General features: G+C 71.5%; 17 protein-coding genes. 7 read left to right on the top strand and 10 right to left on the bottom strand.

All coding sequences use genetic code 11. The features are described from left to right. Positions 1–44: 44 nt before the first annotated feature. Positions 45–1,925, top strand: coding sequence for an ABC transporter ATP-binding protein (locus tag ACWEJ6_RS40670; RefSeq protein ID WP_452430898.1), 1,881 nt, complete (start codon positions 45–47; stop codon positions 1,923–1,925). Here ACWEJ6_RS40670 and ACWEJ6_RS40665 read toward each other — a convergent pair. After that, the gene (locus tag ACWEJ6_RS40665; protein WP_452430896.1) at positions 1,886–3,307 is read right to left on the bottom strand and encodes an MFS transporter; all 1,422 of its coding nucleotides are present in this window, start codon (positions 3,305–3,307) and stop codon (positions 1,886–1,888) included. The genes ACWEJ6_RS40670 and ACWEJ6_RS40665 overlap by 40 nt on opposite strands. A gap of 73 nt (positions 3,308–3,380) precedes the next feature. On the opposite strand from ACWEJ6_RS40665, the gene ACWEJ6_RS40660 reads away from it, so the two are divergent. Both ACWEJ6_RS40660 and ACWEJ6_RS40655 read left to right on the top strand, forming a co-directional pair. Next, the gene (locus ACWEJ6_RS40660) at positions 3,381–4,034 is read left to right on the top strand and encodes a TetR/AcrR family transcriptional regulator (protein WP_452430926.1); all 654 of its coding nucleotides are present in this window, start codon (positions 3,381–3,383) and stop codon (positions 4,032–4,034) included. Positions 4,035–4,044: 10 nt separating this feature from the next. Further along, positions 4,045–4,791, top strand: coding sequence for a methylenetetrahydrofolate reductase (locus ACWEJ6_RS40655; RefSeq protein ID WP_352320480.1), 747 nt, complete (start codon positions 4,045–4,047; stop codon positions 4,789–4,791). On the opposite strand, the gene ACWEJ6_RS40650 is transcribed toward ACWEJ6_RS40655, so the two are convergent. From ACWEJ6_RS40650 to ACWEJ6_RS40640, 3 genes are read right to left on the bottom strand one after another with little or no spacing between them, the layout of a single operon-like run. Next, positions 4,752–6,221 carry an MFS transporter gene (locus tag ACWEJ6_RS40650; RefSeq protein ID WP_364342886.1) on the bottom strand — a complete coding sequence of 490 codons (1,470 nt, stop codon included), beginning with the start codon at positions 6,219–6,221 and terminating at the stop codon, positions 4,752–4,754. The two genes, ACWEJ6_RS40655 and ACWEJ6_RS40650, sit on opposite strands and share 40 nt — an antisense overlap. A 45-nt stretch (positions 6,222–6,266) precedes the next feature. After that, positions 6,267–6,929 carry a Crp/Fnr family transcriptional regulator gene (locus ACWEJ6_RS40645; protein ID WP_387681478.1) on the bottom strand — a complete coding sequence of 221 codons (663 nt, stop codon included), beginning with the start codon at positions 6,927–6,929 and terminating at the stop codon, positions 6,267–6,269. A gap of 32 nt (positions 6,930–6,961) precedes the next feature. Further along, entirely contained in the window at positions 6,962–8,974 is a 2,013-nt protein-coding gene (locus ACWEJ6_RS40640) for an adenylate/guanylate cyclase domain-containing protein (RefSeq protein ID WP_387681475.1), read from the bottom strand. A 196-nt stretch (positions 8,975–9,170) separates the two neighbouring features. Between ACWEJ6_RS40640 and ACWEJ6_RS40635 the strand changes: the two genes are divergently transcribed. Continuing rightward, positions 9,171–10,115, top strand: a complete 945-nt coding sequence (locus ACWEJ6_RS40635) for a hypothetical protein (protein WP_452430892.1) — start codon at positions 9,171–9,173, stop codon at positions 10,113–10,115. Positions 10,116–10,172: 57 nt separating this feature from the next. Here the strand turns inward: ACWEJ6_RS40635 and purL are convergent, their stop codons facing one another. From purL to purS, 4 genes are all read right to left on the bottom strand, one after another. Further along, positions 10,173–12,425, bottom strand: a complete 2,253-nt coding sequence (purL, locus tag ACWEJ6_RS40630) for a phosphoribosylformylglycinamidine synthase subunit PurL (protein ID WP_387681469.1) — start codon at positions 12,423–12,425, stop codon at positions 10,173–10,175. Continuing rightward, on the bottom strand, positions 12,422–13,105 hold the full coding sequence (purQ, locus tag ACWEJ6_RS40625; protein WP_358302006.1) for a phosphoribosylformylglycinamidine synthase subunit PurQ: 684 nt from the start codon (positions 13,103–13,105) through the stop codon (positions 12,422–12,424). The genes purL and purQ overlap by 4 nt, the downstream gene beginning before the upstream one ends. A 129-nt stretch (positions 13,106–13,234) precedes the next feature. Then, complete coding sequence (locus ACWEJ6_RS40620) at positions 13,235–13,624, bottom strand: ATP-binding protein (protein ID WP_364342904.1); 390 nt, start codon at positions 13,622–13,624, stop codon at positions 13,235–13,237. Between the two features lie 221 nt (positions 13,625–13,845). Next, entirely contained in the window at positions 13,846–14,091 is a 246-nt protein-coding gene (purS, locus tag ACWEJ6_RS40615) for a phosphoribosylformylglycinamidine synthase subunit PurS (RefSeq protein WP_352320496.1), read from the bottom strand. A 228-nt stretch (positions 14,092–14,319) separates the two neighbouring features. Here purS and pdhA point away from each other — a divergent pair, with 228 nt between their 5' ends. Genes pdhA through ACWEJ6_RS40600 form a run of 3 tightly spaced genes read left to right on the top strand, consistent with a single transcriptional unit; the run spans position 14,320 to position 17,888 of the window. Then, positions 14,320–15,411 carry a pyruvate dehydrogenase (acetyl-transferring) E1 component subunit alpha gene (pdhA, locus tag ACWEJ6_RS40610; protein ID WP_352361056.1) on the top strand — a complete coding sequence of 364 codons (1,092 nt, stop codon included), beginning with the start codon at positions 14,320–14,322 and terminating at the stop codon, positions 15,409–15,411. Next, a complete protein-coding gene (locus ACWEJ6_RS40605) occupies positions 15,408–16,388 on the top strand; it encodes an alpha-ketoacid dehydrogenase subunit beta (protein WP_352320500.1) in 981 nt (326 codons plus the stop codon). The genes pdhA and ACWEJ6_RS40605 overlap by 4 nt, the downstream gene beginning before the upstream one ends. Positions 16,389–16,406: 18 nt before the next feature. Further along, positions 16,407–17,888, top strand: coding sequence for a 2-oxo acid dehydrogenase subunit E2 (locus ACWEJ6_RS40600; protein ID WP_452430889.1), 1,482 nt, complete (start codon positions 16,407–16,409; stop codon positions 17,886–17,888). Between the two features lie 74 nt (positions 17,889–17,962). On the opposite strand, the gene ACWEJ6_RS40595 is transcribed toward ACWEJ6_RS40600, so the two are convergent. Next, positions 17,963–19,135 (bottom strand): adenylosuccinate synthetase, encoded by a 1,173-nt coding sequence (locus ACWEJ6_RS40595; RefSeq protein ID WP_452430887.1) that lies wholly within the window; start codon positions 19,133–19,135, stop codon positions 17,963–17,965. Then, positions 19,132–20,094, bottom strand: a complete 963-nt coding sequence (locus ACWEJ6_RS40590; RefSeq protein WP_452430885.1) for a hypothetical protein — start codon at positions 20,092–20,094, stop codon at positions 19,132–19,134. Before ACWEJ6_RS40590 ends, ACWEJ6_RS40595 begins: the two co-directional genes overlap by 4 nt. Positions 20,095–20,103: the final 9 nt, after the last annotated feature.

Genomic DNA, 20,103 nt, shown 5'->3' with positions numbered 1-20,103 from the left:
AACCAGTTGACCTCAAGTTAACTTGAGGAAATAGTCTCCCGTGCATGAGCATGGAAGTGACCGCCTGGCATCAGCTTTACTCGATGAACAACCGGCCGGAGCGTCGCCCGCTGAACAGGGCGACGCTCCGGCGTATCGGCGGGTTCGCTCGTCCCCACCGCCGCAGGATCGTGCTGTTCCTGGTGCTCAGCGTGGTGCTGGCGGGTCTGGCCGTGGTGTCGCCGCTGCTCGCGGGACGGGTGGTCGACGCGATCTTCAACGGTGAGCCGCTCGGCGTGGTGGTCGTGGTCGCGGTGCTGATCGCGGGCCTGGCGCTCGCCGAGGCCGGGCTCGGCCTGCTGAACCGCTGGCAGTCGGCCACCATCGGCGAAGGGCTGATCCTCGACCTGCGCACGGCGGTCTTCGACCACGTGCAGCGCATGCCGGTCGCGTTCTTCATGCGGACGCGCACCGGGGCGCTGGTGAGCCGGTTGAACAACGACGTGATCGGCGCGCAGCGGGCCTTCACCGACACCTTGTCCAGCGTGGCGGGCAACCTGGTGCAGCTCGTGCTGACGCTCACCGTGATGATCGGCATCTCGTGGCAGATCACGCTGCTCGCGCTGCTGCTCCTGCCGGTGTTCGTGCTGCCCGCGCGCCGGATGGGCGTCAGGATCGCGCGGCTGCGGCGCGAGGCCGCCGACCACAACGCCGCCATGGGCACCCAGATGACCGAGCGGTTCTCCGCGCCGGGCGCGACCCTGGTGAAGCTGTTCGGCCGTCCGGCGCGCGAGTCGGCCGAGTTCGCCGCGCGGGCGCGGCGGGTGCGCGACATCGGCGTGCGCTCGGCCATGAACCAGTCGGTGTTCGTCACGGCCCTGACCCTGGTCTCGGCGCTCGCGCTGGCCCTCGTCTACGGCCTCGGCGGCTTCTACGCCCTGCGCGACCAGCTCGAACCCGGCGCCGTGGTGTCGCTGGCCCTGCTGCTGACCCGCCTCTACGCGCCCCTGACCGCCCTGGCCAGCGCCCGGGTGGACGTGATGAGCGCCCTGGTCAGCTTCGAGCGCGTCTTCGAGGTGCTCGACCTCAAGCCGCTGATCCAGGAGCGCGCGGACGCCCGCGACGTCCCCGAGGGCCCGGTCGCGGTCGAGTTCGACGACGTGCGCTTCGCCTACCCCGCCGCCGACAAGGTGTCGCTGGCCTCGCTGGAGGAGGTCGCCACGCTGGACTCGCGGGGCGGCGAGGAGGTGCTGCACGGCATCTCGTTCACGGCCCTGCCGGGCCAGATGGTGGCGCTGGTGGGCTCGTCGGGGGCCGGCAAGTCCACGATCGCCCAGCTGCTGCCCAGGCTGTACGACGTCGACTCCGGCGCGGTCCGCCTCGGCGGCGTGGACGTACGGGACCTGACCTTCGACGCCATCCGCGACACCCTCGGCATGGTCACCCAGGACGGCCACCTCTTCCACGACACGATCAGGGAGAACCTGCTGCTGGCCAGGCCGGCGGCGAGCGAGGAGGAGATCTGGGACGCCCTGTCCAGGGCCCGGCTGCGGACGCTGATCGAGTCGCTGCCCGACGGCCTGGACACCGTGGTCGGCGAGCGCGGCTACCGGCTGTCCGGCGGCGAGCGCCAGCGGCTGACGATCGCCCGGCTCCTGCTGGCCAGGCCGCGCGTGGTGATCCTGGACGAGGCCACCGCCGCGCTCGACTCCACCTCCGAGGCGGCCGTGCAGGAGGCCCTGGGGGAGGCGCTGGCGGGCCGGACCGCCGTGGTGATCGCGCACCGGCTGTCGACCGTGCGGGCGGCCGACCAGATCCTGGTGATCGAGGACGGCCGCGTGGCCGAGCGGGGCACGCACGCCGAACTGCTGGCCATGGGCGGCCGCTACGAGGAGCTGTACCGCACTCAGTTCGACGAGCCGACGGTCGCCGGGGCGGTGGCCTGAGGCTCGTCCGGCACCGGCGGGCGGCGGGACGGGCGCAGCGCGTACAGGCCGAGCGGGACGGCGGCCAGCACGATCACCGCCGCGATGACCAGCGTGAACTGGTAGGCGTCGAGGAAGGCGGCCAGCGGGGGCCGGTCGCTCCCGCTCTGGCGGGAGCTGAGGATCGCGCCCAGCACGGTGATGCCGAGCAGGCCGAACACCTCGCGCGAGACGTTCAGCACGCCTGAGGCCACGCCGGCCCTGTCCTTGGGCAGGCCGCCGAGGATCGCCGAGGTCAGCGGCACCAGCAGGCCGCCGCCGAGGCCGTAGAGCAGGAACCAGGGGGCGACGTCGGCGTAGTCGCCGTCGGCCCCGACGCCGGAGATCAGGTAGATCGCCGCGCCCATGAGCGCCATGCCCAGCGCCACCGTGCGGCCGGTGCCCAGCCGCGCGGAGATCCGCTGCGAGGTGATGGCGACGACCGCCATGACCAGGGCCATCGGCACGAACGCCAGGCCGGCCTGCGTGGGGGAGAAGCCGAGCACGTTCTGCAGCCACAGGGCGCTGAAGAAGTAGATGCCGAACACGCCGAACGACCAGATGCCCATGGTCAGCGCGCCGCCGGTGAACACCCGCGAGCGGAAGAGCGACAGGTCGATCATCGGGCGCTCGGACCGCGTCTCGACCAGCGCGAACGCCACGGCGGCCGCCGCCGCGAGCCCGAACGCGGCCAGGATCTCGGCCGACGTCCATCCGGCGCGGTCGCCCTCGATGAGCGCGTAGGTCAGGGAGACCAGCGCGAGCGCCGAGGTGGCCAGGCCGGGCAGGTCGAGCCGGTGCCGGCGGCGGGTGAAGTCGGGCCGGACCGCCCACAGGGCCAGGCCGAGGGTGGCGATCCCGATCGGCACGTTGATCAGGTAGATCCAGCCCCAGTGCAGGTGCTCGCTGATGAAACCGCCGGCCGCCGGGCCGAGCGCCATGGACAGCGCCCCCGACGCGCTCCAGATGCCCACGGCCCTGCCGCGCTCGGCGGGCTCGGGGAAGATCTGGCTGATCAGGGTGAGCGACGTGGGCGTGAGCAGCGCCGCCCCCACGCCCTGGACGGCCCGCGCCGCGATCAGCGCGCCGCCCGAGGTGGCCAGCCCGGCGCCCAGCGAGGCCGCGGTGAAGACGGAGAGCCCGGCCAGGAACACCACGCGGGCCCCGAACAGGTCCGCGAGCCGGCCGCCGACCAGCATGAGCCCGGCGAAGACCAGGATGTACGAGCTCACGATCCACTCCAGCCCGGAGATCGTCAGCCCGAGCTCCCGCTGGATCGTCGGCAATGCGACGTTCCCCACGTTGTTGTCGAGATAGGTCATGAAGGTGCCCAATGTCACGGCACCCAGCGCCCACCATCGCATGTCGCCAACCTCCTATACGCCGTACTTGTACGTCGTACAGTTCAACTTGTACGGCGTATAGTTGTCAACCGTGATGGGAAAACTGGACGCGCGGACCATCGCCGAGCGGGCGCTGGAGATCGGCGACACCGAAGGGCTCGACGCCGTGACGATCCGCCGGCTGGCGACCGACCTGGGCGTGACGCCGATGGCCCTCTACTGGCACTTCAAGAACAAGGACCAGCTCCTGGTCGGCATGGCCGACCACCTGGTCGGCGGCTTCGTGCCGCAGCCGGCCGACGAGCGGCCCTGGCAGGAGCAGCTCCGCGACCTGACCCACGGGCTCATCAGGACCCTGCGCACCCATCCCTGCGCCAAGAACGTCATCGAGCAGATCGACCCGATCTCCGTCCCCAACTTCCTGGTCGTCTGGGACAAGGCGCTGGGCCTGGCCCGTACGGCCGGGTTCGACGTGGAGGAGAGCTGCCTGATCACCAAGTACCTGCTGCAGAGCGCCCTGTCGATCGCCGACGCGCCCGTGCACTTCAAGGCCGGCCGGACCGGCGAGGAGATCGCCGAGATGGTCAGGGTCAAGCGGGCCGGCCTCCAGTCGCTGCCGCCCGAGAGGTACCCGTACCTGGTCGAGATGGCCTCACCGCTGGTCGCGGGCGCCGACCCGGCCTTCTACGACTCCTTCGGCGTCGATCTCGTGCTGCGCGGCATCGAGGCGCTGGCCGCCGAGCGCTAGGGTCGGGATCATGCCTTTCGAGCTGGTCTGCGAGATCGAACCGCCCACCAAGCCCGATCTGAAGCGCGTACGCCACCAGATCGGCACGCTCAGCCAGGTCGCCCATTCCTTCCTGATCCCCGACAACCACATCGGCCGGGCCACCGTGTCCAGCGTGGCCGTGGCCCACGAGGTCGAGGCGATGGGCGGGCGCAGCATCGCCTGTCTCAACTCCCGCGACCGCAACCTGCTCGGCTTCCACCGCGACCTGCTGACGGCCGCGGCGTACGGCGTCGACCAGTTCCTGTTCGTTCACGGCGACAAGCCCGCCAGCGGTAGCCGGACCAGCGACCTGACGGTCCGCTCGATGATCGAGGAGGCCAGGGGCTTCTCACCGGCCTTCCGCGTCGGCGCGGCGGCCGGTCTGCGCCCGCTGCCCGCCTGGAAGCGCGCGGCCGACTTCCTGTTCGCCCAGGTCAGCTTCTCGGTCGAGGCGCAGGTCCGGTGGCGCGAGGCCAACCAGGTCGACGTGCCGGTCTACGCGGGCGTCATGGTGCTGGCCAGCGAGCGCCACGCCCGTACGCTGGCCGCCGCCATCCCCGACATCGCCCTGCCCGGCGAGCTGGTCGAGCGGGTGGCCGCCGACCGCATGGCGGGCGTCGAGGCGGCCTGCGAGCAGGTGTTCGCGCTGCGCGACTCGGGCGCGTTCGACGGCGTGCACCTCATCCCGGTCTCGCGCTACCGCGACGTGGAGTCGAGGCTCGCCGGAGCCCTCTGAGACCGGGCGAGCGCGGCCAGCACCGCGCCGGCCAGCGCCACGGCGAACAGCACCGCGTACGCCCGCTGGAAGCCGTCCATGAGCTGTCCGACGGCCACCGGGGAGAGCGTGGACAGCGTGCCCGCGTACACCTGGGCGCGCAGCGCCGGGCCCACGGAGCTGGTCACGACACTGAGCGACAGGCCCACGCTGATCACGATGCCGACGTTCATGATCATGACTCGGAAGCCGTTGACCACGCCCAGGCTGCCGCTCGGCAGGGCGGCCATCACCTGGGTGGTGTTGCCGGTCAGGAACGTCCCGCTGCCGCAGCCGGCCACGAACAGGGCGATCCCCGTCACCCAGTACGGCGTCGCCGGGTCGGCCGTCAGCATGAGCGCGCCCAGCCCCAGCGCGCTCATCGCCGCGCCGCCGATCGACAGCCCGTACGGCGAGACCCGCGGCCCGAGCAGGCCCGCGATCGGCGAGGCCAGCCCGATGCCCACCGGCACCGGCAGCACGCTCAGCCCGGCCGAGAACGCGTCGAGCCCGCGCGCCGCCTGGAAGTAGAGCGCGACCACGAGGATCAGCGCGGAACGCGCGAGCGCGTTGCAGAAGGAGGCCAGGTTGGCGTAGGCCAGCAGCCGGCCGCCGAACAGCCGCAGGTCCAGCACCGGGTTGGTCGAGCGCCGCTCGGCCAGCACGATCAGCGGCACCAGCAGCACGAACAGCGCCGCCCCCGTCAGGACGACCGGGCTGGTCAGGCCGCCCGACCCGGCCTCGTTGACCGCCAGCAGCACGGCCGACAGCGCGGCGAACACCAGCACGTTGCCGAGCGCGTCCACCGGCTGCCTGGGCCTCTTCGGCATCTTGCGTAAGATCACCGCGCCCCAGCCGAGCGCGATCAGCCCGGCGGGCACGTTCACCCAGAAGATCCACTGCCAGCCGGCGGTCTCGGCGATCAGGCCGCCGAGCGTCGGACCGGCGAGCTGGGCCACCGACAGCGTGCCGATGTAGACGCCCATGCCCTGGCTGAGCCGTTCGGGCGGGAACGCGTCGGTGATGATCACCGTGCCGTTGGCCAGGATCATGGCCGAGCCGATCGCCTGGAGCACGCGCATGCCGACCAGGAACCAGACGTCCGGCGACAGCCCGGCCAGCAGCGAGGCCACCGTGAACAGGGCGAAGCCCGCCAGGTACACCTCGCGCCGGCCGAGCAGGTCGGCGACCCGCCCGAAGAACACCAGGCTCGCGGTGTTGACCAGCAGGAACGCCAGCAGGATCCATCCCGACTGCGTCGCGTCGGCGTGGAAGTGCCGCACGACGGTCGGCAGCGCCACGTTGAGCGTGCTGCCGGCGATGCCGATGAGGACGAGGCCCAGGCTGGTGACCGAGCACACGCGCCAGGCGTAGCGCATGCGGGTGCCGGCTTCGGGGGTGACCGCGACCATGCCTCCCACTATGACGTACGTCGTACGTCCGTTTTGTACCAGGGGTCACCTGGCTCGCCTGCGTAACCCCTCGACGTCGTGGATGACCACCCGCCGCCGGCCGGTCTCGATGAGACCGCGGTCGCGCAGGGTCCGCAGCGCCTTGCTGACCGCCTCCCGCGAGGAGCCCGTCCAGCCGGCCAGCTCGTCCTGGCTGAGCGGCAGGGCCACCCGCACGCCGGTGCTGGTGGGCTCGCCGTACCGGTCGGCCAGTTCGAGCAGCCGGGTCGCCACCCGGCCGGTGGTGTCGAACGCGCCGTACTCGACCCGCTTGCGGTCGGCGTCGCGCAGCCGGCCGACGAGGAGCTGCAGGAGCAGGACGGCGATGCGGCCGTGCGCGGCCAGGAAACCGCTGAAGTCGCGGACCACGATGCCCTGGATCGGCTCCAGCGCGGTCACGGTGGCCGAGCGCGGCGAGCCGTCCACGGCCGACATGTCGCCCAGCAGCGCCCCCGGGCCGCGGACCGCGAGGACCACCTCGGTGCCGCTGCTCGTGTGCGAGGACACCTTGACCCGGCCCTGCGTCAGCACGAGCACCCAGTCGGCCGCGTCGCCCTCGGTGATCACCGTCGTGCCGCGGTCCCATCGGCGCGGGCGCCCGGCGGCTCGCAGCGCCTCGACCTCCTCGGCGGTGAGCAGGGAAAGGAACTCGCCGGGCTCTGGATCCATGCGCCGATTATGTACGTACGGCTATTGCCGTTCTATGGCATTCCAGTCAGAACGTACGCGGCCACGAGTTCTTCCCTGCCCTTCAGGCTGAGCCGGCCGAGGGCGTTCACCGAGGCGTCGCGGCCGAGCTGCCTGAGGGTCGTCTCGCCGATCACCACCGTCCCCGGCTCGGCCAGGGCCTGGAGCCTTGCGGCCACGTTGACGCAGTCGCCCATCGCGTTGAAGCCGCGTAACTCGGGGCTGCCGATGTTGCCGACCAGCGCGGGGCCGGTGTTGACGCCCACCCGGAAGGTCGGCCACTCCACCTCGCCGACGCGTTTCCAGGCCATCTCCTCGGCCACCTCGGCGGCGGCCCGCTGCATCTCCAGTGCCGCCCGGCAGGCCGCCCTGGCGTGACCGGCCTGCGGGGCGGGCGCGTTGAACAGGGCCAGCATCGCGTCGCCGACGAACTGCACGATCGTGCCGCCGTTGTTCAGCACGCACGGGACGGCGGCCGTGTGGTAGCGGTTGAGCATCTCGACGATCTCGCCGGGCGCGACCTGCTCGGAGAAGGTGGTGAACCCCTTGAGGTCGGCGAAGAGCGCGGTCAGCTCCCGCAGCTCGCCGCCGAGCGCCGCCCGCGCCGGGTCGGCGAGCAGGGCGTTGGCCACGTCGGGCGACATGTACTGGCGGAAGAGGGTGTCCAGCTCCTGGTAGAGGCGGGCGTTCTCCAGCGAGATGGACAGCTGGCCGGCGAGCGTGGCGGCCAGCGCCTCGTCGTGGCCGCCGCGGCCCACCGGCACCTCCAGCACGCCGGCGAGGTGGCCCCTGACCGTGAGCGGGTAGGCCAGCCGGTGGTCGCGGCGGATCGGGCCGTCGCCCTCGAACTCGTACGCGCGGGAGCCGATCTGGGTCTTCCCCTCCGACACCAGTGCGATCTTGACGTCTCCGTACGCCTGCCTGACCCGGTCGAGCGCGGTGGTCAGCAGCTCGCCCTCCGGCAGGCCCACACGGGTCTGCGCGCTCACCGCCACCAGCGCGGCCAGCCGCTCCGACAGCTCCCGCTCGTGGGCCAGCGCCGTCCCGGCCCGGTCGAGCACGGCGGTCTGGCTCTCGTTCAGCCGGAACTTGCCCGACAACCGGGCCGCGGCCAGCGGCTCGCCCCGGCGTACGTGCTCGACCAGCTCCTCCAGGGCCTGGTCGTAGTCCTGCTGGAGGCGGGCGACGGTCGCCGCCAGCGTCACCGAGTCGAACAGCCCCGCGCTCGACCCCTCGCGCCGGAACTGCAGGTAGGCGCTGTAGGCCACGAACACGAAGGCCAGGGTGAGCAGCGCGTGCCACTCCCACCACGTCAGGTGCCAGTTGAGCTGCGACATCCCGGCGACCATCGCCTCGGCCAGCAGCGCGTACGCGGTGATCAGGCTGACCAGCATGGCCGAGGGGCGGCGGCGGTGGAGCAGGAACATCAGCACGCCGGCCGCGCCGTACAGCAGGACGCCGGGGATCGAGGCCGCGCCCAGCCAGCTCACCGGCGCGACCGGCGGCGGCTGACTGAGCTCGGTCAGCTCGGGCACCAGCGAGACCAGCGCCCACAGCAGCATGAACCCGAACAACACCGCCCGGACGAAGTGCTGCCCCGCGAGCACGCTCCTGGCCGCCCGCTCGCCCAGCGGCAGGGCCGAGGCGAACGCGAACATCGAGGCGATCGTGAGCCCCACCTGCTGCCCCAGGTCGAAGCCCAGCGAGCCGGTCGGCAGGATGATGCCCGGCGTGGCCAGGCCGTGCAGGAGGAAGAAGCCCGCGCTGCTGAGGAACACCATGGAGACCAGGAACAGCCGGGCGTCCTGACGGCGACGCGCGGCCTCGGTGATCAGCCCGCCGAGCGCCACGTTGATCCCGGCCACCGCGACGATCATCCAGAAGTGGCTCGCGTTGTGCTGCCAGACGACGTTGAGGTGTGGCTGGGCGAGCAGCAACCAGAGCCCCAGCAGGGGAAGGGCGAGGTGGATGACCCAGACCACGCCTCGGACGGGCTGCGTGGCCGGCGGCAGGTAGGTGCTGGGCACAGACCCGATTATGCACGCGGGATCGCCGCCGCCAATGCGTCCTTTTACCCACTGCGAGGGCGACAGTCGGTCAATCCGGTCAGTAACCCTCCGTTTCGTGACAAATACGTTATGTAGTTTCTGTCAACCTTTGGAACGGTCGAAACGTGAATCTCATGCACCACATGAGCATCACTTGTTTCCTGGAAGGAAAGCCGTGGCTATCAACGTTCGCGGTGGGCGTACGCTCACCCTCGCCACTGTCGGAGCGCTCGCCGCCTCGCTCCTCGCCGTCGGTGGCGTGGCCACCGCCTCGTCGGCGGCGAGCGAGGTGTACGCCTGCGTGCACAAGAAGACGCGGTACGTCCGCATCGTCAACCCGACCACGCCGTGCCGCAAGACCGAAGAGCGCATCGTGATCGGCGGCAGCACGACGCAGCTGAACGGCGGCACGTCCGGCCCCAAGGGCGACCAGGGCCCCCAGGGCAAGCAGGGCCCGCAGGGCGAGACGGGTCCGGTGGGCCCCCAGGGCAAGCCCGGCCTCCCCGGCAAGGACGGCAAGGACGGCCTCCCTGGCAAGGACGGCCTCCCCGGCAAGAACGGTCAGGACGGCAAGGACGGCGAGCGCGGCCCGGCGGGCCCCCAGGGGCCGAAGGGCGACGACGGCAAGCAGGGCCTCCCCGGCAAGGACGGCCTTCCCGGCAAGGACGGCAAGGACGGCCTTCCCGGCAAGAACGGCCAGGACGGCAAGAACGGCCTTCCCGGCAAGGACGGCAAGGACGGCGAGCGCGGCCCGGCCGGCCCCCAGGGCCCGCAGGGCCCCAAGGGTGAGCCCGGCAAGGACGGCGCCGGCGCCGCCTACACCACCTACACCAACAGCGTGTCCATCACCGGCCTCGGCTCGGAGACCGCCACCTGCAACAACGGCGGCACCCCCACCGGCGGCGGCTTCTCCTTCGGCACCCTGAAGAACGCCGAAGTCCTGGGCAGCTACCCCGGCGCCGGCGGCTGGACGGTGACCGTCGCCAAGGACGACAACGGCGGCGGCAACAACCTCACCGCCGACACGCAGACCACCCAGAGCACCCAGAGCCACGGTGGCGGCAACAACGGCACCAGCGTCTCCGGCAAGGTGTACGTCATCTGCATCAAGAAGGTCTGACAAAGCGGAAAGGGCCGGTTCGGGGGATCACCCCGCACCGGCCCTTCTCGTTGAACGTCAGCCGAACAGCGCCGGCAGCGTCGCCGAGTGGGTCTCGCGGATCTCCTCGACCCCCACCTCGAACACGCCCTCGACCACCAGCGACGCCCCGCCGGTGACGCCGAGCCCGTAGCACGGCACCTCGTGCCGCCCGCACAGCGCCGCGAACTCCTCGAACGCCTCCGGCCGCACCGCGACCAGGGCCCGCGCCGCCGACTCGCTGAACAGGTCGGTGAACGGCTCGCCGCTCAGCGCCACCGTGGCCCCGATGCCGCGGGCCAGGCACGACTCGGCCAGCGCCACGGCCAGCCCGCCGTCGGACAGGTCGTGCGACCCCTCCAGCAGCCCGCGGGCAGCGGCCTCGACCAGCACCGTCGCCAGCGCCTGCTCGGCCTCCAGGTCGGCGTGCGGCGGCAGGCCGCCCAAGTGGCGGTGGGCCACGTGCGCCCACTCCGAGCCGCCGAACTCCTCGGCGGTGTCGCCGAGCAGCACCACCCGCAGCCCCTCGGCGGTGAAGCCGGACGGCACCCGCTTGGCCACGTCGTCGATGACGCCGAGCACGCCCACGACCGGCGTGGGGTTGATGGCCGTCGAGCCCGTCTGGTTGTAGAAGGAGACGTTCCCGCCGGTCACCGGCACGCCGAGGGTGCGGCAGGCGTCGGCGAGCCCGCGTACGGCCTCGGCGAACTGCCACATCACCTCGGGGTCCTCCGGCGAGCCGAAGTTGAGGCAGTTGGTGACGGCCAGCGGCTTGGCGCCGGTCACGGCCACGTTCCGGTACGCCTCGGCCAGCGCCAGCTGCGCCCCCGCGTAGGGGTCGAGCTTGGCGTAACGGCCGTTGCCGTCGGTGGACAGCGCGATGCCCCGCGTCGTCGGCTCGGCTCCGGCGATGACCTCGGAGATGCGCAGCATCCCGGCGTCGGCGGGCTGGGCCAGCACGGTGTTGGAGCGGACGTAGCGGTCGTACTGGGAGGTCACCCACTCCTTGGAGGCCAGGTTGGGCGAGCCGAGGAGCTGCAGCAGGGTGGCCCGCAGGTCGTCGGGGCGCGCCAGCCGGTCGGGGGCGTCGGCGTTGAGCGCGGCCTGCCCGGCCGGCTCGTGGTAGGGACGCTCGTAGACCGGGCCCTCGTCGGCGGCGGTGCCCGGCGGGATGTCCACGATGACCTCGCCGTCCCAGGTCATGACCAGGCGGCCGGTGTCGGTGACCTCGCCGATGACGGTGGCCGGGACGTCCCACTTGGCGCAGATCGCCATGAACGCGGGGATGTCGTCGGGCCGGACCACGGCCATCATCCGCTCCTGGGACTCGCTCATCAGGATCTCCTCGGGCTTGAGCGAGGAGTCGCGGAGCGGGACCAGGTTGAGGTCGACCTTCATGCCGCCGGTGCCCTTGGCGGCCAGCTCGGTCGTGGCGCAGGAGACGCCGGCCGCGCCGAGGTCCTGGATGCCGACGACCACGTCGGCCGCGTAGAGCTCCAGGCAGCACTCGATGAGCAGCTTCTCCATGAACGGGTCGCCCACCTGCACGGCGGGCCGCTTGGCCTGCGACTCGTCCTCGAACGTCGCCGAGGCCAGCACGGACGCGCCGCCGATGCCGTCGGGACCCGTGGACGCGCCGAACAGCACGACCTGGTTGCCCGGCCCCGGCGCGGTGGCCAGCTTGATCTGGTCTTTGCGCAGCAGGCCGACGCACAGCGCGTTGACCAGGGGGTTGCCGATGTAGCAGGGGTCGAAGACGACCTCGCCGCCGATGTTGGGCAGGCCCAGGCAGTTGCCGTAGTGGCTGATGCCCTCGACCACGCCGGGCAGCACCCGCCGGGTGTCCACGGCGTCGGCGCCGCCGAAGCGCAGCGCGTCCATGACGGCGATCGGGCGGGCGCCCATCGACATGATGTCGCGCACGATCCCGCCGACGCCGGTGGCCGCGCCCTGGTGCGGCTCGACGTAGGACGGGTGGTTGTGCGACTCGATCTTGAACGTGGCCGCCCAGCCGTCGCCGATGTCGACGACGCCCGCGTTCTCGCCCATGCCCACGAGCAGCGCCTCGGACTTGGGCGCCTTGGTGGCGAACTGCCGCAGATGCACCTTGGACGACTTGTACGAGCAGTGCTCGGACCACATGACGCTGTAGATGGCCAGCTCGGAGCCGGTGGGACGGCGACCCAGGATCTGCTTGACCCGGTCGTACTCGTCCTGCTTCATCCCCAGCTCGGCGAAGGGCATCGGCTCGTCGGGGGTCTCGGCGGCCCGCTTGACGTTGTCGGTGCTCATGCGTTCACCAGATTCTTCAGGATGGACGTGAAGAAGCCGAGCCCGTCGGTGCTCGGCGCTCCGACCAGCTCCTCCACGGCGTGCTCGGGGTGCGGCATGAGGCCGACCACGTTGCCCGCCTCGTTGCGGATGCCGGCGATGTCGTTGAGCGAGCCGTTGGGGTTGCCCCCGGCGTAACGCACGACGACGTGGCCGCCGGACTCCAGCTCGGCCAGCGTCTCCGCGGAGGCGACGTAACGGCCCTCGCCGTGCTTGACCGGCAGCACGATCTCCTGGCCGCGCTCGAAGGAGCCGGTCCAGGCGGTGGCGGTCTGCTCCACCGTGAGCCGCTGGTCACGGCAGACGTAGTGAAGCGAGGCGTTGCGGGTGAGCGCGCCGGGCAGCAGGTGGGCCTCGCAGAGGATCTGGAAGCCGTTGCAGGTGCCGATGACCGGCAGACCGGCCTTGGCGGCCGGGACGAGCTCGTCCATCAGCGGGGCGAACTTGGAGATCGCGCCGCACCGCAGGTAGTCGCCGTAGGAGAAGCCGCCGGGCAGGAAGACGGCGTCGACTCCCTTCAGGTCGTGGTCGGCGTGCCACAGCGGGACCGCCTGCGCGCCCACGAGGCGCACGGCTCTGGCGGCGTCCTGGTCGTCGAGAGTTCCTGGAAACGTGACTACGCCCACACGGGCAGCGCTCATGACAGTCGTCCCCTCCGAGGAATGCGCACGCGCGTGCCACCGTCTCTTTGGGGTCGGACGGCGGTCTACGGCGGTGTACTCAGATTATCGGGTGCGCGGCTGTGTTCCGGGCAGCGGGTCGGACGGCGGTCAGACGGCGGCCAGCTCGCGGTGACGGGCGCCCTCGGCCTCGTCGTCCCAGGCGAGCATCTTGCGCAGGTGGACCGTCGTGCCGCGGCCGGGCGTGGTGCCGAAGGAGATCTCGTCCACCACGGACCGCATGATGAGCAGCCCGCGGCCGTTCTCGGTGTCCGGCGGAGGGAAGTGCAGCGGCATCGACGGGAGGCCGTCGCCGTTGTCGGCGACGCGCACGTCGCAGCGGCCGTAGCCGATCGACGCCGAGACCTCGTAACGGTTGGCGGGGCCGCCGTGTCGCACCGCGTTGGAGCACGCCTCGGAGACGGCGAGCAGCATGTCGGCGATGCAGGTCTCACTCACGTTGAGTGACCGCATCGCGTCGCCAAGCACTCGCCTGACCATCGGTATGCCGATCGCATCCCGAGGCAGCGCCAACGAGAACTCAATATCCACCGGACTCCTCCGGGCTCCGGAATGTCACCTGGAGTAGGTTTCCCTGTGAAATCGGGGCTAACCGCAAAATCACGTTGTTGTTATTTAGTGTTGGCACGCCCGTGGCATTGTGGCATGCCCGAACGCGACTTTAACTCACCAGGGGTAAAACCAGGCATCAAATGTGCCTTCTACCCCTCAACCCGGACGCTGTAGTCCTCGATCACGGTGTTGGCCAGGAGTGTCTCGGCCATCTTCCGTACCTCGTCGAGGGCCGCCTCGTCGGCCGGGCCCTCCAGCTCGACCTCGAACCGCTTGCCCTGACGGACCGCCGAGACGCCGGAGAAACCGAGCCTGGGCAGCGCCCTGGCGATGGCCTGGCCCTGCGGGTCGAGGATCTCGGGCTTGAGCATGACGTCGACGATGACGCGCGCCACTACGTTCCTCCTGGGTGGAGTGGGTGCTTGGGAAAGCAAGCCTACCGGCGCGCATGGCCGTCAACACAACGGGAACGGGGAGGACATGGGGCTTGCGCGGAGGGCTGTGACGTCTGCCACGATGTCCCCAAACGCGTATGAACCACCACCACATGGTTCGCACGCACACACGGCTGGCCTCAGGTGGCGACCCCATCGACACCGGCCCCGATCGCACAGGAGCGGCACGTGACAGTCGACGCCTCTCGTGGTGCCGAAGCACCCCCTGAGCTCGTGCAGTTGCTCACTCCCGAAGGAGTGAGGGTCGAGCATCCCGACTACGACATAGACCTGACGCCCGAAGAGGTCAGGTCGCTCTACCGCGACCTGGTGCTCGTCCGGCGCATCGACCTGGAGGCCGTGGCGCTGCAACGCCAGGGCGAGCTGGGCATCTGGGCCTCGCTGCTCGGCCAGGAGGCCGCCCAGATCGGCTCCGGCCGCGCGCTCACCGACTCCGACATGGCCTTCCCCACCTACCGCGAGCACGGCGTCGCCTGGTGCCGCGACGTCGACCCGGTGAAGCTGCTCGGCCTGTTCAGGGGCGTCAACCACGGGGGCTGGGACCCCGAGGAGCACAACTTCCACCTGTACACGATCGTGATCGGCAGCCAGACCCTGCACGCGGTCGGCTACGCCATGGGCATCCAGCGCGACGACGCCTCCGCCGCCACGATCGTCTACTTCGGCGACGGCGCCACCAGCCAGGGCGACGTGAACGAGTCGTTCATCTGGGCCAGCGTGTTCAACGCGCCCGTCGTCTTCTTCTGCCAGAACAACCAGTGGGCCATCTCCGAGCCGCTGGAGAAGCAGAGCCGCATCCCCCTCTACCGTCGCGCCTCGGGCTTCGGCTTCCCGGGCATCAGGGTCGACGGCAACGACGTGTTCGCCTGCCTCGCGGTGACCAGGAAGGCGCTCGAAGCCGCCCGTACGGGCCAGGGGCCGACGCTGATCGAGGCGTTCACGTACCGGATGGGCGCCCACACCACGACCGACGACCCGACCCGCTACCGGGTGGCCAGCGAGCTGGAGGCGTGGAAGCTGAAGGACCCGATCGAGCGGGTCAAGTCGTACCTGTTCCGCAACGAGCTGGCCGACCAGGGCTTCTTCGACGCCGTGACCGCCGAGGCCGACCAGCTCGGCGCCGATCTGCGCAGGCGGTGCCTGGCGATGCCCGACCCCGAGCCGCTCGATATCTTCGACCACGTCTATCGCGAGCCCCACGCGCTCATCGACGGAGAGCGCGCTCAGTTCGCCGCCTACTTGGAGGGCTTCGAGAAATGACGGTGTTGAGCCTGTCCAAGGCGCTTAACGAGGGCATGCGCCGCGCCATGGAGGACGACCCCAAGGTCCTCATCATGGGCGAGGACGTCGGCAAGCTCGGCGGCGTGTTCCGCGTCACCGACGGCCTGCAGAAGGACTTCGGCGAAGACCGGGTCATCGACACGCCGCTCGCCGAGTCCGGCATCATCGGCACCGCGATCGGCCTGGCGCTGCGCGGCTACCGGCCGGTGTGCGAGATCCAGTTCGACGGGTTCGTCTTCCCGGCGGCCGACCAGATCATCACGCAGCTCGCCAAGATGCCGATGCGCTCGCTCGGCGCGATCAAGCTGCCCGTCGTCGTGCGCATCCCGTGCGGCGGCGGCATCGGCGCGGTCGAGCACCACAGCGAGTCGCCCGAGGCGTACTTCGCGCACACGGCCGGCCTGCGCGTGGTCGCCTGCTCCAACCCGGCCGACGCCTACACCATGATCCAGCAGGCCATCCGGAGCGACGACCCGGTCATCTTCTTCGAGCCCAAGCGCCGCTACTGGGAGAAGGCCGACATCGACACGGCCTCGACCGACTGGTGGACGCCGTTCGACAAGGCCACGGTCGTCCGACCCGGCTCCGACGTCACGCTGCTGGCCTACGGCCCGATGGTCAAGACCTGCCTGGAGGCCGCCGCGGCCGCCGAGGACGACGGCCGCTCGCTGGAGGTGATCGACCTGCGCTCGCTCAATCCGCTGGACGAGCCGCTGGTCATGGAGTCCGTCCGCCGCACCGGCCGGGTGGTCGTGGTCCACGAGGCGCCCGTCTACAGCGGCTTCGGCGCCGAGCTGGCGGCCCGGATCACCGAGCAGTGCTTCTACCACCTGGAGTCGCCCGTCCTGCGGGTCGGCGGCTTCTCCACCCCCTACCCGCCGTCGAAGCTCGAAGAGCACTACCTGCCCGACCTGGACCGGGTGCTGCACGCCGTCGACCGCGCCTTCGGGTTCTGAAAGGGGGGACGCGCTTCCATGCGACGCGAGTTCAAGCTTCCCGACGTCGGGGAGGGGCTGACCGAGGCCGAGATCGTCCGCTGGCACGTGCGGCCGGGCGACGAGGTCAAGGTCAACCAGATCGTGGTGGAGATCGAGACCGCCAAGTCCATCGTCGAGCTGCCGATCCCCTGGGACGGCGTGGTCGCGGGCGTGCTGGTCGAGGAGGGCCGCACGGTCGACGTGGGCACGCCGATCGTCGCCGTGGACACCGGCGGCGAGGCGGGCGGCGCCGACCAGGGCCCCGCTGATCAGGGCCGCGCCGACCAGGGCCCCGTTGACCAGGGCCTCAAGGCGCTGGCCGACGACATGGTTCCCAAGCCGCCGGAGGAGGGCGCGGTCGAGCCCGGCGCCCACGGCAGCCCCGCGCCCAAGGAGGAGCGGCAGGCGGTCCTGGTGGGTTACGGGGTCAAGACCGGCGCCTCCAAGCGCCGTCCCCGCAAGCAGCCGGCGGAGCCGATCCCGGCCGCGCCGGTGGCCAACCCGGCCCGCGTGGAGGTGCCCGGCCCGGCCCCGACGGCTCGCCCGGCCGAGCCCGTTTCCGCCGCCGTGCCGGCCGCCGGAGTGGTCGCCGGTTCTGGCCGCGTGGCCGTGCTGGCCAAGCCGCCGGTCCGCAAGCTGGCCAAGGACCTGGGCGTCGACCTCGCCACGCTCACCGGCACCGGCCCCCAGGGCTCCATCACCCGCGACGACGTGCACGCCGCCGCGCAGGGTGGTCTTCAGGGGGCGCCCGAGCCCGTCCGGCAGGCCGAGCCCCAGCGGCGGGAGGAGCGCGTCCCCGTCAAGGGCGTGCGCAAGATGACCGCCCAGGCGATGGTGGCCAGCGCCTTCACGGCCCCGCACGTCACCGAGTTCCTCCAGGTGGACGTGACGGAGACCATGGAGGCGGTCCGGCGGCTGCGGACCCTGCCCGACTTCGCCGAGGTCAAGGTCTCCCCGCTGCTGCTGGTCTGCCGGGCCCTGCTCACCGGGGTCAGGCGCTACCCGATGATCAACTCGTCCTGGGACGAGGCGGCCCAGGAGATCGTGGTCAAGCACTACGTGAACCTGGGCATCGCCGCCGCCACCCCGCGCGGCCTCGTCGTGCCCAACATCAAGGACGCCCACGCCCTCCCGCTCCCCGAGCTGGCCAGGCAACTGGGCGCGCTGGCGGAGACGGCCAGGGCGGGCCGCACCCAGCCGGCCGAGATGGCGGGCGGGACGATCACCATCACCAACGTGGGCGTGTTCGGCGTCGACGCCGGCACCCCCATCCTCAACCCGGGCGAGTCCGCCATCCTGGCCTTCGGCCAGGTCAGGGACATGCCGTGGGTGGTGGACGGCGAGCTGGCGGTGCGCAAGGTGACCACCCTCGCGCTCAGCTTCGACCACCGGATCGTCGACGGCGAGCTGGGCTCGATGTTCCTGCGCGACGTCGGCGCGATGCTGGAGGACCCGCTCCGCATGCTCGCCTGGAGCTGAAACCGGGCCGAAGCCGGGCCGAAGCCGGGCCGAAGCCGGGCGGCGACCGCCGGGAGGACCCCTCTCCCCGGCGGTCACCGCAGGCTCGGCCAGGGCGCCTTCTTGTCCCGCGCGCGGGGGCCGTACGACTCCAGCCACACGGGCGCGCCCACGACATGAGAGACCGCCGCGGGCCAGTCTGATACACCCTCCTCGTAGACCGGCGTCGCCCCCAGCAGCCGGGCCGTACGGTCCGGCTCGGCGAACGTGACGGGCCGGTCGTAGCGCACGCACATGCGGGTGACGTCCGCGTCGAGGTGGGTCAGCGCGAGACCGTCCACGCCGCCGGCCGCCTCGGCCGCGTACCGGTGGGCGACCGCGTCGAAGTGCCCGCGGCGGAAGGCCCCCTGCCACGGCCCGGTCACGTTGTGCGGCTCGGGCAGCTCCAGGCCGGGGTCCTCGGTCACCAGCGGGCCGGGGCCGTGCCGGGTGGTGTAGGTCCGCAGCACGCCGAGCCGCGCCGCCCCGGACCCGTCCAGCAGTTCCAGCGCGTTGGCGAAGGTCGTCGTGCTCCACGTCGTGTACGGGTCGAACCCCCATCGCTCGTCCAGCAGCACGCCCTGCGCGCCCTCGAACACCACCGGCCCCCGCCTGACCAGCCCGGCGGTGTACGACGAGTCCACCAGCCGCACCCGCTCGGCGAACGCCCGGTAGACGGCCACGCAGTCCGCCACCGGCGGCCCCTCGACCCCCAGCGCCTCCCGCAGCACGGTCAGTTTCCGCGTCAGCTCGCGCGGCGGGTCGCCCGCCCGGGGCGCGAGCGTGCCGTGCTCCAGGTGGTACGCCATCGTCTCCCCGACGCCCATCCCGCAGGACCCGTGCCGCGCCTCCCCGCGCGCCAGCTCCCGCCTGCGCCCGGCCTCGACGTGGTACGGCGTCGCCAGCAGGCAGTCCCGGTCCACCGTGAGCAGCCCGAAGGGGTCGGGCACGCCGAGCCGGGCCAGGTGCTCCGCCTCGGCCGACAACGCCAGCGGATCGACCACCACGAACCGCGAGAGATGCGTGCGAACCCCCCGGAACGTCCCGGCGCCGAACTGCGCGAACGTGTGGTGCCGCCCGTCGTCCAGGACGACGTTGTGCCCCGCCTGGGCGCCCCCGTTGAACCGGACCACGGCGTGGACGGGCAGCGTGGCGCACGCCCAGTCCACGACCGTGCCCTTGCCGGCGTCGCCGTACCCGAGGTCGACGACGACCAGGTGCTCGTTCACGCCCGGAGCCCGCCGAGCCCGCCGAGCCCGTCGAGCCCGTCGAGCGGCTCGGCGGTGACGACCGTGCCGCGGTCGAGCCTGGCCAGGGCCCGCGACACCGACGCGCCGGCCGTCGAGCCCAGCTCGGCCAGGTCCTCAAGGCCCTCGTCCAGGCCGATCGCGTCCTCGCCGAGCCCGACGGTGAGCGCGATCGTCTCGCACACGGCGTCGAGGTCGTCCAGCTCCAGCACGTTCTGGCCGAGCAGACGGCGCCAGGAGTCCAGCACCTCGGGGTCGCCGGCGTAGCTGGCCCCCTGCGGGAGGATGAAGTAGACGTCGTACTTGCGGGTCAGCTCGGCCACGACGTCGTCCACCCCGAGGGGCGCGGTCAGCCGGTCGCCGACGAGGTCCTTGACGTGGTTCCTGGACACCCGCTGGTAGGGCATCTCGTCGCCGATGACGAACAGGTAGCCGCGCTTGCCACGCTTCTCGTGGCAGTCGATGGAGGTGTGCCTGGCCATGAAGTACATGGCCAGCTCGTAGGACTCGCGCTTCTGCCCGCCGCCGCCGCCCTCCAGCAGGATCAGGCCGAGCTGGTCGTCCATGCGGTTGTCGGACTCGAACTGGCCGACCTGCAGCGGCGCCCGGTCGCAGGTGGCGTCGCCGATCGCGCCGAACATGATCTGCGGGTCGGTGGCGTACCCCTTGCGCAGCAGCAGCCCGAGCAGGTCGGGCAGGCGGGTCTGCAGCGTGCGGGGGACCGCGCGCATCGAGCCGGTCACGTCGAAGAGCACGGCGATGGCCAGCGAGTCGGGGTGCTCGGCCGAGTCGCGGCTCTCCCGCGTCACGCCGAAGGGGTCGAGGTCGGGGTGGACGCGCCGGGCTCCGCCGTCGCTGTAGGCGAAGGCGCTGGAGCCGGTGGCCGCGCGGTAGCGCGCGGCGGAGTCGTAGACGTTGGTGGACCAGATTCCGCTGCCCATGGCAGCCTC

It is taken from the genome of Nonomuraea sp. NPDC004702, assembly GCF_053601695.1.
Note: the sequence above shows the minus strand (reverse complement) of the source record. Positions and strands in the feature narration are given on the sequence as shown.